General features: G+C 37.7%; 15 protein-coding genes. 12 read left to right on the forward strand and 3 right to left on the reverse strand.

Annotated features, from left to right (window positions below):
• The first annotated feature begins 6 nt into the window (after positions 1–6).
• The 9 genes from pgsA (at position 7) to tsf (ending at position 8,130) form a co-directional block, all read left to right on the forward strand.
• Complete coding sequence (gene pgsA / locus QM406_RS03785; RefSeq protein WP_414273465.1) at positions 7–546, forward strand: CDP-diacylglycerol--glycerol-3-phosphate 3-phosphatidyltransferase; 540 nt, start codon at positions 7–9, stop codon at positions 544–546.
• Positions 547–548: 2 nt separating this feature from the next.
• Positions 549–1,376 (forward strand): energy-coupling factor ABC transporter ATP-binding protein, encoded by an 828-nt coding sequence (locus QM406_RS03790; RefSeq protein WP_414273466.1) that lies wholly within the window; start codon positions 549–551, stop codon positions 1,374–1,376.
• Complete coding sequence (locus QM406_RS03795) at positions 1,361–2,200, forward strand: energy-coupling factor transporter ATPase (protein ID WP_281335764.1); 840 nt, start codon at positions 1,361–1,363, stop codon at positions 2,198–2,200. The genes QM406_RS03790 and QM406_RS03795 overlap by 16 nt, the downstream gene beginning before the upstream one ends.
• Positions 2,193–2,987 (forward strand): energy-coupling factor transporter transmembrane component T family protein, encoded by a 795-nt coding sequence (locus QM406_RS03800; RefSeq protein ID WP_281335763.1) that lies wholly within the window; start codon positions 2,193–2,195, stop codon positions 2,985–2,987. Before QM406_RS03795 ends, QM406_RS03800 begins: the two co-directional genes overlap by 8 nt.
• Before the next feature lie 21 nt (positions 2,988–3,008).
• Complete coding sequence (gene mreC, locus QM406_RS03805; protein WP_414273467.1) at positions 3,009–3,830, forward strand: rod shape-determining protein MreC; 822 nt, start codon at positions 3,009–3,011, stop codon at positions 3,828–3,830.
• Positions 3,827–4,321, forward strand: coding sequence for a rod shape-determining protein MreD (gene mreD / locus QM406_RS03810; RefSeq protein WP_414273468.1), 495 nt, complete (start codon positions 3,827–3,829; stop codon positions 4,319–4,321). The genes mreC and mreD overlap by 4 nt, the downstream gene beginning before the upstream one ends.
• Positions 4,322–4,412: 91 nt before the next feature.
• On the forward strand, positions 4,413–5,618 hold the full coding sequence (gene pcsB / locus QM406_RS03815; RefSeq protein ID WP_153224650.1) for a peptidoglycan hydrolase PcsB: 1,206 nt from the start codon (positions 4,413–4,415) through the stop codon (positions 5,616–5,618).
• Positions 5,619–6,228: 610 nt separating this feature from the next.
• A complete protein-coding gene (rpsB, locus tag QM406_RS03820) occupies positions 6,229–7,011 on the forward strand; it encodes a 30S ribosomal protein S2 (RefSeq protein ID WP_000268462.1) in 783 nt (260 codons plus the stop codon).
• A 78-nt stretch (positions 7,012–7,089) separates the two neighbouring features.
• Positions 7,090–8,130 carry a translation elongation factor Ts gene (tsf, locus tag QM406_RS03825; protein ID WP_000808094.1) on the forward strand — a complete coding sequence of 347 codons (1,041 nt, stop codon included), beginning with the start codon at positions 7,090–7,092 and terminating at the stop codon, positions 8,128–8,130.
• Between the two features lie 229 nt (positions 8,131–8,359).
• Here the strand turns inward: tsf and cysK are convergent, their stop codons facing one another.
• The 3 genes from cysK to QM406_RS03840 all read right to left on the reverse strand — a co-directional run bounded on the left by cysK (position 8,360) and on the right by QM406_RS03840 (position 10,478).
• Positions 8,360–9,286: a cysteine synthase A gene (gene cysK / locus QM406_RS03830; protein ID WP_414273469.1), complete on the reverse strand. Its 927-nt coding sequence runs from the start codon at positions 9,284–9,286 to the stop codon at positions 8,360–8,362.
• A gap of 96 nt (positions 9,287–9,382) precedes the next feature.
• Positions 9,383–9,826, reverse strand: a complete 444-nt coding sequence (locus QM406_RS03835) for a PH domain-containing protein (protein WP_075231032.1) — start codon at positions 9,824–9,826, stop codon at positions 9,383–9,385.
• 16 nt (positions 9,827–9,842) lie between these two features.
• Entirely contained in the window at positions 9,843–10,478 is a 636-nt protein-coding gene (locus QM406_RS03840) for a YigZ family protein (protein WP_049526161.1), read from the reverse strand.
• A gap of 55 nt (positions 10,479–10,533) precedes the next feature.
• Between QM406_RS03840 and QM406_RS03845 the strand changes: the two genes are divergently transcribed.
• From QM406_RS03845 to hpf, 3 genes are all read left to right on the forward strand, one after another.
• Entirely contained in the window at positions 10,534–11,832 is a 1,299-nt protein-coding gene (locus QM406_RS03845; RefSeq protein ID WP_414273470.1) for a DEAD/DEAH box helicase, read from the forward strand.
• Positions 11,829–12,491, forward strand: coding sequence for a ComF family protein (locus tag QM406_RS03850; RefSeq protein ID WP_414273471.1), 663 nt, complete (start codon positions 11,829–11,831; stop codon positions 12,489–12,491). Before QM406_RS03845 ends, QM406_RS03850 begins: the two co-directional genes overlap by 4 nt.
• A 79-nt stretch (positions 12,492–12,570) precedes the next feature.
• Positions 12,571–13,113, forward strand: coding sequence for a ribosome hibernation-promoting factor, HPF/YfiA family (hpf, locus tag QM406_RS03855; RefSeq protein WP_045762429.1), 543 nt, complete (start codon positions 12,571–12,573; stop codon positions 13,111–13,113).
• The last annotated feature ends 43 nt before the right edge of the window (positions 13,114–13,156 follow it).

Raw genomic sequence — 13,156 nt, forward strand, 5'->3', positions numbered from 1 at the left:
GATAACATGAAAAAAGAGAATATTCCTAATATGCTTACGCTTGGTAGAATTTTATTTATTCCGATTTTTATTCTCCTTCTATCAGTTGGACCATCTCCTGTGTTACATAAAATAGCAGCAGTTATTTTTGCTATTGCCAGTATCACTGACTATCTAGATGGTTATTTAGCTAGAAAATGGCAAGTGGTTAGTAATTTCGGAAAGTTTGCAGATCCAATGGCTGATAAATTATTGGTCATGTCAGCCTTTATTATGTTGGTTGGTCTAAAGATGGCACCAGCTTGGGTGGTAGCAATAATTATTTGTCGTGAACTTGCAGTCACTGGTTTGCGCTTGCTCTTAGTTGAAACAGGAGGTACCGTTCTAGCTGCTGCTATGCCTGGAAAAATCAAGACATTTAGTCAGATGTTTGCGATTATATTCTTGCTACTTCACTGGAATGTGCTTGGTCAGATAACTCTTTATATTGCCTTGTTCTTTACAGTTTATTCTGGTTATGATTATTTCAAGGGAAGCGCGTATTTGTTTAAAGGAACCTTTCACTAGATATGGAATCGATTATTGAGATAAAAGACCTGTCTTTTCGCTATCAGGCAGATCAGGAACACTATGATGTTCATAATATTACGTTTCACGTGAAACGTGGGGAATGGTTGTCTATCGTTGGTCATAATGGTAGTGGTAAGTCAACGACTGTTCGTTTGATTGATGGTTTGCTCGAGGCTGAATCTGGAGAAATTTGGATAGACGGTGATTGCCTAACTCCAGAAAATGTCTGGGAAAAAAGACATAAGATTGGTATGGTCTTTCAAAATCCTGATAACCAATTCGTAGGAGCAACTGTTGAAGATGATGTTGCTTTTGGACTGGAAAATCAAGGAATCCCACTTGAAGAGATGAAGAAACGCGTTTCTGAAGCTTTATCATTAGTTGGGATGGCTGAATTTACTAAAAAGGAACCTGCTCGCTTGTCAGGAGGTCAGAAACAGAGAGTAGCTATTGCAGGAGTTGTAGCTCTGCGACCAGATATTTTAATCTTGGATGAGGCTACAAGTATGTTGGACCCAGAAGGACGACTAGAGTTGATTAAGATAGTCCAGAAAATTCGCCAAGACCACCAGATAACAGTTATCTCCATTACGCATGATTTAGATGAGGTTGCTATGAGTGACCGTGTTTTAGTAATGAAAAAAGGGAAAGTCGAGTCAACAAGCACTCCTAGAGAATTATTTTCTAGAGCGGATCTAGATCAAATTGGCTTAGACCAACCCTTTGTCAACCAATTAAAACAATCACTGCGTGATAATGGCTTAAAATTACCAGAGCACTACCTGACCGAGGAGGAGCTCGAGGAGGCTTTATGGGAATTATTCTAGACAATGTTAGTTATACGTATCAGGAAGGAACACCCTTTGCCTCAGCTGCTTTGTCAGATGTCAGTTTGTCAATAGAGGATGGTTCTTATACTGCCATTATTGGGCATACAGGAAGCGGAAAGTCTACAATCCTTCAACTTTTGAATGGTTTGTTGGTTCCTACAGAGGGAAGTGTTCGTGTTTTTGATACATTGATTACACCAACATCAGTTAATAAGCAAATTCGTCAAATTCGCAAACAAGTTGGCCTGGTATTTCAGTTTGCAGAGAATCAAATCTTTGAGGAAACTGTCCTAAAAGATGTGGCTTTTGGCCCTCAAAATTTTGGAGTTTCTGTAGAAGAGGCAGAAGCTATTGCGCGTGAAAAACTAGCTTTAGTAGGAATCGATGAATCACTCTTTGAACGAAGTCCATTTGAACTTTCAGGTGGCCAGATGAGAAGGGTTGCTATTGCTGGAATTTTGGCGATGGATCCTAGCATTCTGGTCTTAGACGAACCAACAGCTGGTTTGGATCCAATTGGTCGGAAAGAGTTGATGGCCTTGTTTAAAAAGCTTCATCAAGATGGCATAACAATTGTTTTAGTAACCCACCTTATGGATGATGTGGCTGAATTTGCTGATCAAGTTTATGTGATGGAAAAAGGGAAACTAGTTAAGGGTGGGAAACCAGGTCTTGTCTTTCAAAATGTCGAATTTATGGAAAAAATCCAATTGGGTGTTCCTAAAATCACACGATTTGCTCAAAGGCTAGCTGACAGAGGAATTTCTTTCGAACAATTGCCGATAACGATAGAGGAGTTTAAGGAGTTTATCAATGGATAATATGATTTTAGGTCGATACATACCAGGAAATTCGATTATTCATCGTCTGGATCCTCGTAGTAAGTTAGTAGCAATGATTTTACTGATCATCATCGCTTTTTGGGCCAATAATCCAATTACAAATCTCATACTCTTCATTGCAACAGGCATATTTGTCGTTTTATCAGAAGTTCCCTTATCTTTTTTTATAAAAGGTTTGCGATCTATGTTTTTTCTGATTGCTTTTACAACCCTTTTTCAACTGTTCTTTATCTCTGGTGGTCACGTCTTGTTCGAGATAGGATTTATAAAAATCACAAGCTATGGTATTGAGCAGGCTGGAATTATTTTTTGTCGCTTTGTGTTGATTATCTTTTTCTCAACCTTGCTAACCTTGACGACTATGCCACTAAGTTTGGCAACAGCAGTTGAATCCTTGCTTGGACCTTTAAAAAGATTTAAAGTTCCAGTTCATGAGATTGGGCTCATGTTGTCTATGAGTTTGCGATTTGTACCAACCTTGATGGATGATACGATTCGCATTATGAATGCTCAAAAGGCGCGTGGTGTTGATTTTGGAGAAGGAAATGTAATCCAAAAAGTTAAGGCTATGATTCCTATTTTGATTCCTTTGTTCGCAACGAGTTTGAAAAGAGCAGATTCCCTTGCTACAGCCATGGAAGCTAGGGGGTATCAAGGTGGGAATGGACGCAGTCAGTATCGACAGTTAAATTGGATGAACAGAGACAGTATAGCGCTATTATTTGTTTGTGTATTGGGTGCAATTCTATTTTTGCTAAAATCTTAGAATGTAATATAAGGTAGAGGTATGAACCGTTTTAAAAAATCAAAATATATCATTGTTCTATTTGTCGTTGTATTAGTAGTATCCGTTTTTTTAGTGACAACACAATCAAGTGCAGTTGTAACAAAAGCTGGAGATGGCATTTCATTAGTCGATAGAATAGTGCAAAAGCCTTTTCAATGGCTTTCTTCCGTAAAATCTGATTTAGGTCGTTTGACCAGAACCTATAACGAGAATGAAACTCTCAAAAAAGAACTCTATCAGATGAAGAAGGAAACAAATGAAGCAGACAGTTTGAAGGAAGAAAATGAGCAACTACGTCAGTTATTGGATATGAAGTCAAAATTGAGTGCAACCAAGTTAATTGCTTCTGACGTCATCATGAGAACTCCTGCAACCTGGAAACAAGAGTTGACAATTGATGCAGGTTCTCAACAAGGCGTGACAAGCAATATGCTTGTGATTGCTGGTGGGGGACTGATTGGAAGCGTGGGAAAGATTGAAGATAACTCTACTGTGGTCAACTTATTAACCAACGCTGAAAATACGGAGAAAATCTCCGTTAAAATTCAGCACGGTTCTACTAGTATATATGGTATTATCATTGGGTACGACAAAGAAAAAGACTTGCTTAAAATAAGCCAGTTAAATAGTAGTAGTGATATCAGTCAAGGAGACAAGGTAGTTACAGGAGGTCTGGGCAACTTTAAAACTACAGATATTCCCGTAGGAGAGGTTGTATCAGTTACCCATAGTAGTGACTATCTGACAAGAGAAGTGTTAGTCAAACTTCAGTCTGATTCAATGAATACCAAAGTCGTAGAGTTAGTGGGGAATCCATCATGAGACTGTTGAAGCAGATAGGGATGTTTTTACTCTTGCCTATAGTTGTCTTAATAGACAGTCATTTAGGGCAATTTGTAAATAGTTTTTTTCCACATTTTCAAATTGTGAGTCACTTTATCTTCATCTTCTTGTTGTTTGAAACTATTGAAGTATCGGAGTATCTATTTTTAGTTTATTGCTTATTTATTGGTCTTATATACGATATTTATTTTTTCCATTTAGTAGGGATTGCTAGTCTTCTTTTTGTGATTATTGGTGCAATCATTTATAAAAATAATGCGATTATTTTATCAAATAGATGGACTAGACTATTAGCTATTTTAATGATGACTTTCTCTTTTGAATTTGGTAGTTTTCTTCTAGCGCAAATGATTGGATTAACTGCTGAAAGTATAACAGTCTTTATCGTTTATGGTATAGTTCCGTCAATGATATTAAACTGTCTATGGATGTTAGTTTTCCAGTTTATTTTTGAAAAAATATATCTATAAGAAAGAAACAAAACTGTAATAAAGGCGTAATATTTATTAGGCCTTTTTTTGATATACTAGTATTGTCTTAAAAGAAGGAGTATTCACACTTATGAAGAAAAAAATCCTAGCATCACTTTTGTTAAGTACAGTATTGGTCTCACAAGGAGCTGTTCTTTCAAGTGTTAAAGCAAATACAACAGATGAAAAGATTGCTGCTCAAGATAGTAAAATTAGTAACTTGACAGCTCAACAGAAAGAAGCTCAAAAACAAGTAGACGAAATTCAAACTAAAGTTTCAGCTATTCAATCAGAGCAAGAAAAATTGCAATCTGAAAACGAAAAACTTCAAGAAGAATCTAAAAAACTTGAAGGTGAAATCGCAGAGCTTTCAAAAAATATTGTAGCTCGTAATGCATCGCTTGAAAACCAAGCTCGTAGTGCACAAACGAACGGAACTGCTACAAGCTACATCAATACGATTATTAACTCTGACTCAATCACAGAAGCTATTTCTCGTGTAGCAGCTATGAGTGAAATCGTATCAGCAAACAATAAAATGTTGCAGCAACAAAAAGAAGATAAGAAAGCTATCTCTGAAAAACAAGTTGCAAACAACGAAGCAATCAATACAGTCATTGCTAACCAACAAACACTTGCTGACGATGCTCAAGCTTTGACAACAAAACAAGCAGAATTGAAAGTAGCTGAGTTAAATCTTGCAGCTGAAAAAGCTACAGCAGAAAATGAAAAAACTAGCTTGTTGGAGCAAAAAGCAGCAGCAGAGGCAGAAGCTAAAGCGGCAGCAGAGGCAGAAGCAGCTTATAAAGCTAGACAAGCAAGTCAACAACAATCAGTTGCAGCATCAGCAAATACAAGCTTTGCTGCACAAGTGCAAGCAACTTCAAGTTCTTCATCATCAGATGATGATTCAAGCTACACACCTGTAGCTACTCGTACAACATCACGTCCAACATATAGTACAAATGCTTCAAGTTATCCAACTGGTGAATGTACTTGGGGAGCTAAAACATTGGCACCTTGGGCTGGAGATTATTGGGGTAACGGAGCGCAGTGGGCAACAAGTGCAGCTGCAGCAGGATTCCGTACTGGTTCTCAACCACAAGTTGGTGCGATTGCATGTTGGAATGATGGAGGATATGGACACGTAGCGGTTGTTACAGCTGTTTCATCATCATCAAGTATTCAGGTATCTGAATCTAACTACGGTGGAGATCGTACAATTGGTAACAAACGTGGATGGTTCAACCCAACTACGACTTCTGAAGGTTATGTTACTTACATCTATCCAAACTAATGAAAAAAACCGAGACTCAATTTGAGTCTCTTTTCTTATTTATAAGATGGTGAAATCCCAAGTTTGAGTTTTCGCTAAATACCCAAACTATAGTAGATTGAATCTAGAACAGTACACTACAACTGCTAAAAATATTTCTAGAAATTAGTTTGACTTTCCTAATCTCTCTGTTCGCATCTTATTTCAATCCACTATATAAACATTTTTTCAATTTTAAATTTATAGTAGATCAAATACAAAACGGTACACTGTGAATTCTAAAAAATGCTAGAAATTGACTTAACTACTCTGGTAAATTTGTTCAGATTCTATTTCATTTCACTATAAGTTCCACCGCTAGTACGAGTGGAAGTTAATCTGATAAAAATTGTAAAAAACAGTGGAATTCCGTGTCAGAGTAAGTTCCACTATGGTAGAAGTTAGTCTGAGACGTTTGAGTTTTCATTGAAAAACTAGCACAATTACTTGAAAAAAAGGTTCAACTATGATACAATGTAACTTGTCGTATAAACGATAATACTCATTCTTGATGAATTGTGACGCTGTTGCCTTCGGGTCGTTTTGCAAGCTGAAATCAAGAAGAGGAAAAAAACAAAAAGGAGAAATACTCATGGCAGTAATTTCAATGAAACAACTTCTTGAGGCTGGTGTACACTTTGGTCACCAAACTCGTCGCTGGAACCCTAAGATGGCTAAGTACATCTTCACTGAGCGTAACGGAATCCACGTTATCGACTTGCAACAAACTGTAAAATACGCTGACCAAGCATACGACTTCATGCGTGATGCTGCAGCTAACGATGCAGTTGTATTGTTTGTTGGTACTAAGAAACAAGCAGCTGACGCAGTTGCTGAAGAAGCAGTACGTTCAGGTCAATACTTCATCAACCACCGTTGGTTGGGTGGAACTCTTACAAACTGGGGAACAATCCAAAAACGTATCGCTCGTTTGAAAGAAATCAAACGTATGGAAGAAGATGGAACTTTTGAAGTTCTTCCTAAGAAAGAAGTTGCACTTCTTAACAAACAACGTGCACGTCTTGAAAAATTCTTGGGTGGTATTGAAGATATGCCTCGTATCCCAGATGTAATGTACGTAGTTGACCCACATAAAGAGCAAATCGCTGTTAAAGAAGCTAAAAAATTGGGAATCCCAGTTGTAGCGATGGTTGATACAAACACAGATCCAGACGATATCGATGTAATCATCCCAGCTAACGATGATGCTATTCGCGCAGTTAAGTTGATTACAGCTAAATTGGCAGACGCTATCATCGAAGGTCGCCAAGGTGAAGATGCTGTTGCAGCAGTTGAAGCAGAATTTGCAGCTTCAGAAGCTCAAGCAGACTCAATCGAAGAAATCGTTGAAGTTGTAGAAGGCGACAACGCTTAATTCATATAAATAGTAATTACCTAGGAGGGCGGGGCTTAGCCCAGCTCTCCTATTTTTAAAAAATATAGGAGAATCAAAATGGCAGAAATTACAGCTAAACTTGTTAAAGAGTTGCGTGAAAAATCTGGTGCTGGTGTTATGGACGCTAAAAAAGCATTGGTTGAAGTGGAAGGCGATATCGAAAAAGCGATTGAATTGCTTCGCGAAAAAGGTATGGCAAAAGCAGCTAAGAAAGCTGACCGTGTTGCTGCAGAAGGTTTGACTGGTGTTTATGTTGACGGTAACGTTGCAGCAGTTGTTGAAGTAAATGCTGAAACTGACTTCGTTGCGAAAAACGCTCAATTTGTTGAGTTGGTAAACGCAACAGCTAAAGCAATCGCTGAAGGAAAACCAGCTAACAACGAAGAAGCTCTTGCTTTGACAATGCCTTCAGGTGAAACTCTTGAAGCAGCTTATGTGTCTGCAACAGCAACTATCGGAGAAAAAATCTCATTCCGTCGCTTTGCTTTGATTGAAAAAACAGATGCACAACACTTCGGAGCATACCAACACAACGGTGGACGTATCGGTGTTATCTCTGTAATCGAAGGTGGAGACGAAGCACTTGCTAAACAAATTTCAATGCACATCGCTGCTATGAAACCAACAGTTCTTTCATACAAAGAGTTGGATGAGCAATTTGTTAAAGATGAGTTGGCACAATTGAACCACGTTATCGACCAAGATAACGAAAGCCGTGCTATGGTTGGTAAACCAGCTCTTCCACACTTGAAATATGGATCAAAAGCTCAATTAACTGATGAAGTGATTGCTCAAGCTGAAGCTGATATTAAAGCTGAGTTGGCTGCAGAAGGCAAACCAGAAAAAATCTGGGATAAAATCATCCCAGGTAAAATGGATCGTTTCTTGCTTGACAACACTAAAGTTGACCAAGCATACACACTTCTTGCACAAGTTTACATCATGGATGACAGCAAGACAGTTGAAGCTTACCTTGAATCAGTTAACGCTTCAGTAGTTGAGTTCGCTCGCTTTGAAGTTGGTGAAGGTATCGAAAAAGCTGCAAACGACTTTGAAGCAGAAGTTGCAGCTACAATGGCAGCAGCCTTGAATAACTAATAAAAAAGTAAGGAAGCTAATCTGCTTCCTTTTCTTTTGTTGGAAGGGGACCTATATGAATCCTTTTTTTATTTTATACTCTTCGAAAATCAAAATCAAACCACGTCAGCTTCGCCTTGCCGTACTCAAGTACAGCCTGCGGCTAGCTTCCTAGTTTGCTCTTTGATTTTCATTGAGTATTAAAAGGTAAACAAAAAGCCCCATACAAGGGCTTAGTGTATTTAGGAGACTACACTTCGAATTCATAGAGTGCTGTAGATAGGTAACGTTCTCCGTTATCTGGTGCAAGCGCAAGGACTTTTTTACCTGCTCCAAGTTTTTTAGCGACTTCAATTGCTGCATAGATAGCTGCTGCAGAAGAAATACCGACTAAGAATCCTTCTTTTCCACCGATTTCACGGCCAAGTGCAAGAGCGTTATCTGATGTTACACGAACGATACCATCGTAAGCTTTTGTATCAAGTGTATCTGGAATGAATCCAGCAGAGATACCTTGAATTTTGTGAGGACCTGGCTTTTCACCAGACAAGATAGCTGACTCGTCTGCCTCAACAGCAAAAACTTGAATGTTTGAGTTAGCAGTTTTAAGAGCATGAGAAACACCAGAAATAGTTCCTCCAGTACCAACACCAGCAACAAAGGCATCTAAACCATCAGCTCCGAAATCAGCTAGAATTTCAGCTCCTGTTGTTCTTTCGTGAACTTCTGGGTTAGCTTGGTTAATAAACTGTAATGGTAGGAAACCATCACGCTCAGCAGCAATTTCTTGCGCTTTTGCAATCGCACCTTTCATTCCTTCGCTACCAGGAGTGAGGACTAGTTCAGCTCCATAAGCTTGGATAATTTTACGACGTTCAACACTCATGGTTTCAGGCATAACGATAACAACTTTATAGCCTTTAGCAGCACCAACCCATGAAAGTCCGATACCAGTATTTCCACTTGTTGCTTCCACAATAGTAGAACCTGGTTTAAGTTTACCTTCTTGTTCTGCTTTTTCAATCATACTTAGGGCGATACGGTCCTTAACGGACGATCCTGGGTTAAAAGCTTCAAGTTTTACATAAACATCTGCTGCACCTTCTGGTACAATGTTATTCAATTTAATAATCGGTGTTCTACCGATGAGTTCTGTGATATTGTTATAAATTGCCATATTAGCACCTCTTTATATAAGATGCTACTAGTATAACGCTAACTTTAACTTTTGTAAAATATAGAAATCCTATCGGAGTGATAGGATTTTTTTATATCAGTGATTCAAACCATTCATATTCAAACGATTATGATAAGCTAAGTCAAATAAATAGGTGTAAAGAGGTACAATATCAGTTTTCTTTGGAAATTCAAATTTGTGAGAATTAAAATGCTCATTGTGAGATTTTAAAAAGGCATTTTCTAAATAAGTAATCGTAATCTCGCTATCATCAATCCCAAGTCCAGCAGTTTCCATCTCAACATTGACGATGTTCATGAGGAAAATTGATTTGATAGACATCTTTCGTCCAGTTGCCCCTTGTTTATCTGTAAAGATGATACGGATATTAGTAAAGATAATTGAATCACGAATGAGTTTATATCCGCTTTGAATTTCCTCCTTGTCCAATAAATACTGTTCAAATTCTTTGGTAAGAGCTTCTTTACTTTGCTCACTGAAGTTTCCAGCCAGTCCCTGAATTAATCTTCCAAAAGCCATATGATATTTCCTTTCTTTATGATAGGTTTACAGGTACTTCAACTTCACGTAAACCTTTGTCAGTTAGAGTAACTTTTCCATTGAAAAATTCAATGAGATCAGCCTTGATACCGTCTTTCTTTTCTTTATCAATGAAAATCATCGTGTCAACTTGATCTGTAAAGTTTGTCTCTAATTCTATGAGATTATGCTCTTTAAGAAAATTCCCATATTCTTGATACTGGGCATAGGTCATGTGAATCTGTATCCCTGCTTGCTCTTTGATTTCAATAATGCCAATTTCCTTAACTGCTAGGGCAACACTACCAGCATAAGCGCGAATCAAACCACCAGCTCCTAGTTTGATACCACCAAAATAACGAGTAACTACCACACAGACATTAGTAAGGTTGTGATTCTCCAGAACTCCTAGCATAGGAACGCCAGCAGTCCCACTAGGTTCTCCATCATCACTAGTTCGCTTGATTTCACTACGCTCACCGACAATAAAAGCAGAGCAGTTGTGGGTAGCTTTATAGTGTTCTTTTTTAATAGTTGTGATAAAATCACGAGCCTCTTCCTCACTATAGACACGTTTGGCATGACAGATAAAGCGTGATTTTTTGATTTCTTCTTGGACTTGTCCGTCCTCTTTTATAGTTCTGTATTCCATATTTTTATTGTACTAAAAAATAGCGTAAAGTTCTACATTTTACGAATAAAGAAATATGAAAGTCAATCCAAATTACCTCGGTCGCCTTTTTACGGAACAAGAATTAAGTCTTGAGGAGAGACAACGAGCAAAACAAATTCCATCCATAAAAAAAGAGAAGGGCCAACAATATTGTCAGCGTTGTGGTAGTCAGATAAAAGAAGAATGGCATTTGCCTGTTGGTGCTTTTTATTGTCGAGAATGCTTGATTATGAAGCGAATAAGAAGTGATCAAAAACTCTATTACTTTCCGCAAGAATGTTTTCCCAAGCAAGATGTACTCAAATGGTCAGGTCAACTGACTCCATTTCAAGAGCGGGTATCACAAGGACTCCTTCAGGCGGTAGATAAGAAGGAGGCCACCTTGGTACATGCAGTGACAGGAGCTGGTAAGACAGAGATGATCTACCAAGTTGTCGCTAAGGTGATAAATCAGGGTGGAGCTGTTTGTCTGGCCAGTCCACGAATTGATGTTTGCCTAGAGCTCCATAAACGATTACAAAATGATTTTGCATGTGAGATTTCACTACTACATGGGGAGTCGGATCCCTATTTTCGTACACCTTTAGTTGTAGCAACCACTCACCAACTATTAAAATTTTATCAAGCTTTTGATTTACTGATAGTGGATGAAGTAGATGCCTTTCCTTATGTTGATAATCCCACGCTTTACCATGCTGTCAAGAATAGTGTAAAGGAGAATGGGCTGAGAATCTTTTTAACAGCAACGTCAACAGATGAGTTAGACAGAAAAGTTAAACAAGGGGAGTTAAAGCGTCTCAGTTTGCCACGTCGCTTTCATGGAAATCCTCTCATTGTTCCCAAGCCAATCTGGTTATCGCATTTTAATAGATATTTAGAAAAAAATGGCTTACCTCCAAAATTAAAACTTTACATCGAGAAACAGAGAAAGACGGCCTATCCCTTACTAATCTTTGCCTCTGAGATTAAAAAGGGAGAAAAGCTAAAAGAAATTTTGCAGAAGAAGTTTCCAAATGAGAAAATAGGATTTGTATCTTCAATCACAGCAGACCGATTAGAGCAGGTACAAGCCTTTCGAGATGGAGACTTAACGATATTAATAAGCACAACTATATTAGAGCGTGGAGTTACCTTCCCTCGTGTAGATGTTTTTGTGGTGGAAGCCAATCATCAACTCTTTACCAAGTCAAGTTTAGTACAAATTGGTGGGCGAGTTGGAAGAAGCATGGATCGTCCTACTGGAGAACTGATATTTTTCCATGACGGACTCAATCTGTCCATTAAGAAAGCCATAAAGGAGATTAAACAAATGAATCAGGAGGCAGGAGTATGAAGTGTTTATTGTGTGGTAAAAGCTTGCAAACAGAGATAACCTTTACTAACCTGCTCTGTTTTAAAAAGGAGGAGGAAATAGTCTGTGAATCCTGTATTTCGTCTTTCGAGAGTATCGGTGGTAATCATTGTCCTACTTGTTTTAAAAAAGGAATGTCAATCATCTGTCAAGATTGTCAATTTTGGTGTAAAAAAGGTGTAAAGGTTGATCATGTAGCTCTTTATTCCTATAATCAGGTCATGAAAGAATATTTTAGTCGCTACAAATTTGATGGTGATTATCTTCTTAGAAAGGTATTTTCTGAGACATTGCAAAAAGAGTTAAAGAAGTATAAGAACTATCAGATTGTGATTGTTCCTCTGAGTGACCAGCGTTTAAAAAGCAGAGGTTTTAATCAAGTTGAAGGTTTGATAAAGGATACTGGGTTAGCATATCTGGATATTTTGGTTAAAAAAGAAGTGGAGGCTAGTTCTTCAAAAAATCGAGCAGATCGTTTACTTACAGACTTTCCTTTTTTATTGAAAGAGGGAGTGAAGCTCCCAGAAAATATCTTACTCTTTGATGATATTTATACAACTGGAACTACCTTGAATCGTCTTAAAAGTATGCTATTAGAAGCTGGTTGTCAGAATATTAAAACTTTTTCCCTCGCAAGATGAGGAAAAAGTTTGCAAAAAAAATATGAAAGCGTTATAATATAATTAGAAAAACAAATATGTTTAGAAAGAAGGTACTTATATGATTAAATATAGTATCCGTGGTGAAAACCTAGAAGTAACAGAAGCAATTCGTGATTATGTAGTTTCTAAACTCGAAAAGATCGAAAAATACTTCCAAGCAGACCAAGAATTGGATGCGCGTGTTAACTTGAAAGTTTACCGTGAAAAGACTGCTAAAGTTGAAGTAACCATTCCGCTTGGATCTATTACTCTTCGTGCAGAAGATATTTCTCAAGATATGTACGGTTCTATTGATTTGGTGACAGATAAGATTGAACGTCAGATTCGTAAAAACAAAACTAAAATTGAACGTAAGAACAGAAATAAAGTATCTACAAGTCAACTCTTTACAGATGCTTTAGTTGAGGACTTAGATGTAGCACAACCAAAAGTTGTTCGTTCAAAACAAATTGATTTGAAACCAATGGATTTGGAAGAAGCTATCTTACAGATGGATTTATTGGGACATGACTTCTTCATCTATGTAGATGTTGAAGATGAAACAACAAATGTTATTTATCGTCGTGAAGATGGAGACATTGGTCTTCTAGAAGTTAAATAATCAAAAAAATTAGTCTGTAAAGGTGGTTTACACTAGTGTAAAC

This window comes from Streptococcus infantis (assembly GCF_047465035.1).
GTDB lineage: Bacteria > Bacillota > Bacilli > Lactobacillales > Streptococcaceae > Streptococcus > Streptococcus infantis_T.

What these genes read in the sequence shown, in the direction of transcription:
- QM406_RS03840 (WP_049526161.1), bottom strand. Translation starts at nt 10,478, where the DNA reads ATGGAATACAGAACTATAAAAGAGGACGGACAAGTCCAAGAAGAAATC.
- pcsB (WP_153224650.1), top strand. Translation starts at nt 4,413, where the DNA reads ATGAAGAAAAAAATCCTAGCATCACTTTTGTTAAGTACAGTATTGGTC.
- hpf (WP_045762429.1), top strand. Translation starts at nt 12,571, where the DNA reads ATGATTAAATATAGTATCCGTGGTGAAAACCTAGAAGTAACAGAAGCA.
- mreD (WP_414273468.1), top strand. Translation starts at nt 3,827, where the DNA reads ATGAGACTGTTGAAGCAGATAGGGATGTTTTTACTCTTGCCTATAGTT.
- cysK (WP_414273469.1), bottom strand. Translation starts at nt 9,286, where the DNA reads ATGGCAATTTATAACAATATCACAGAACTCATCGGTAGAACACCGATT.
- mreC (WP_414273467.1), top strand. Translation starts at nt 3,009, where the DNA reads ATGAACCGTTTTAAAAAATCAAAATATATCATTGTTCTATTTGTCGTT.
- tsf (WP_000808094.1), top strand. Translation starts at nt 7,090, where the DNA reads ATGGCAGAAATTACAGCTAAACTTGTTAAAGAGTTGCGTGAAAAATCT.
- QM406_RS03795 (WP_281335764.1), top strand. Translation starts at nt 1,361, where the DNA reads ATGGGAATTATTCTAGACAATGTTAGTTATACGTATCAGGAAGGAACA.
- QM406_RS03790 (WP_414273466.1), top strand. Translation starts at nt 549, where the DNA reads ATGGAATCGATTATTGAGATAAAAGACCTGTCTTTTCGCTATCAGGCA.
- QM406_RS03845 (WP_414273470.1), top strand. Translation starts at nt 10,534, where the DNA reads ATGAAAGTCAATCCAAATTACCTCGGTCGCCTTTTTACGGAACAAGAA.
- QM406_RS03835 (WP_075231032.1), bottom strand. Translation starts at nt 9,826, where the DNA reads ATGGCTTTTGGAAGATTAATTCAGGGACTGGCTGGAAACTTCAGTGAG.
- QM406_RS03850 (WP_414273471.1), top strand. Translation starts at nt 11,829, where the DNA reads ATGAAGTGTTTATTGTGTGGTAAAAGCTTGCAAACAGAGATAACCTTT.
- rpsB (WP_000268462.1), top strand. Translation starts at nt 6,229, where the DNA reads ATGGCAGTAATTTCAATGAAACAACTTCTTGAGGCTGGTGTACACTTT.
- pgsA (WP_414273465.1), top strand. Translation starts at nt 7, where the DNA reads ATGAAAAAAGAGAATATTCCTAATATGCTTACGCTTGGTAGAATTTTA.
- QM406_RS03800 (WP_281335763.1), top strand. Translation starts at nt 2,193, where the DNA reads ATGGATAATATGATTTTAGGTCGATACATACCAGGAAATTCGATTATT.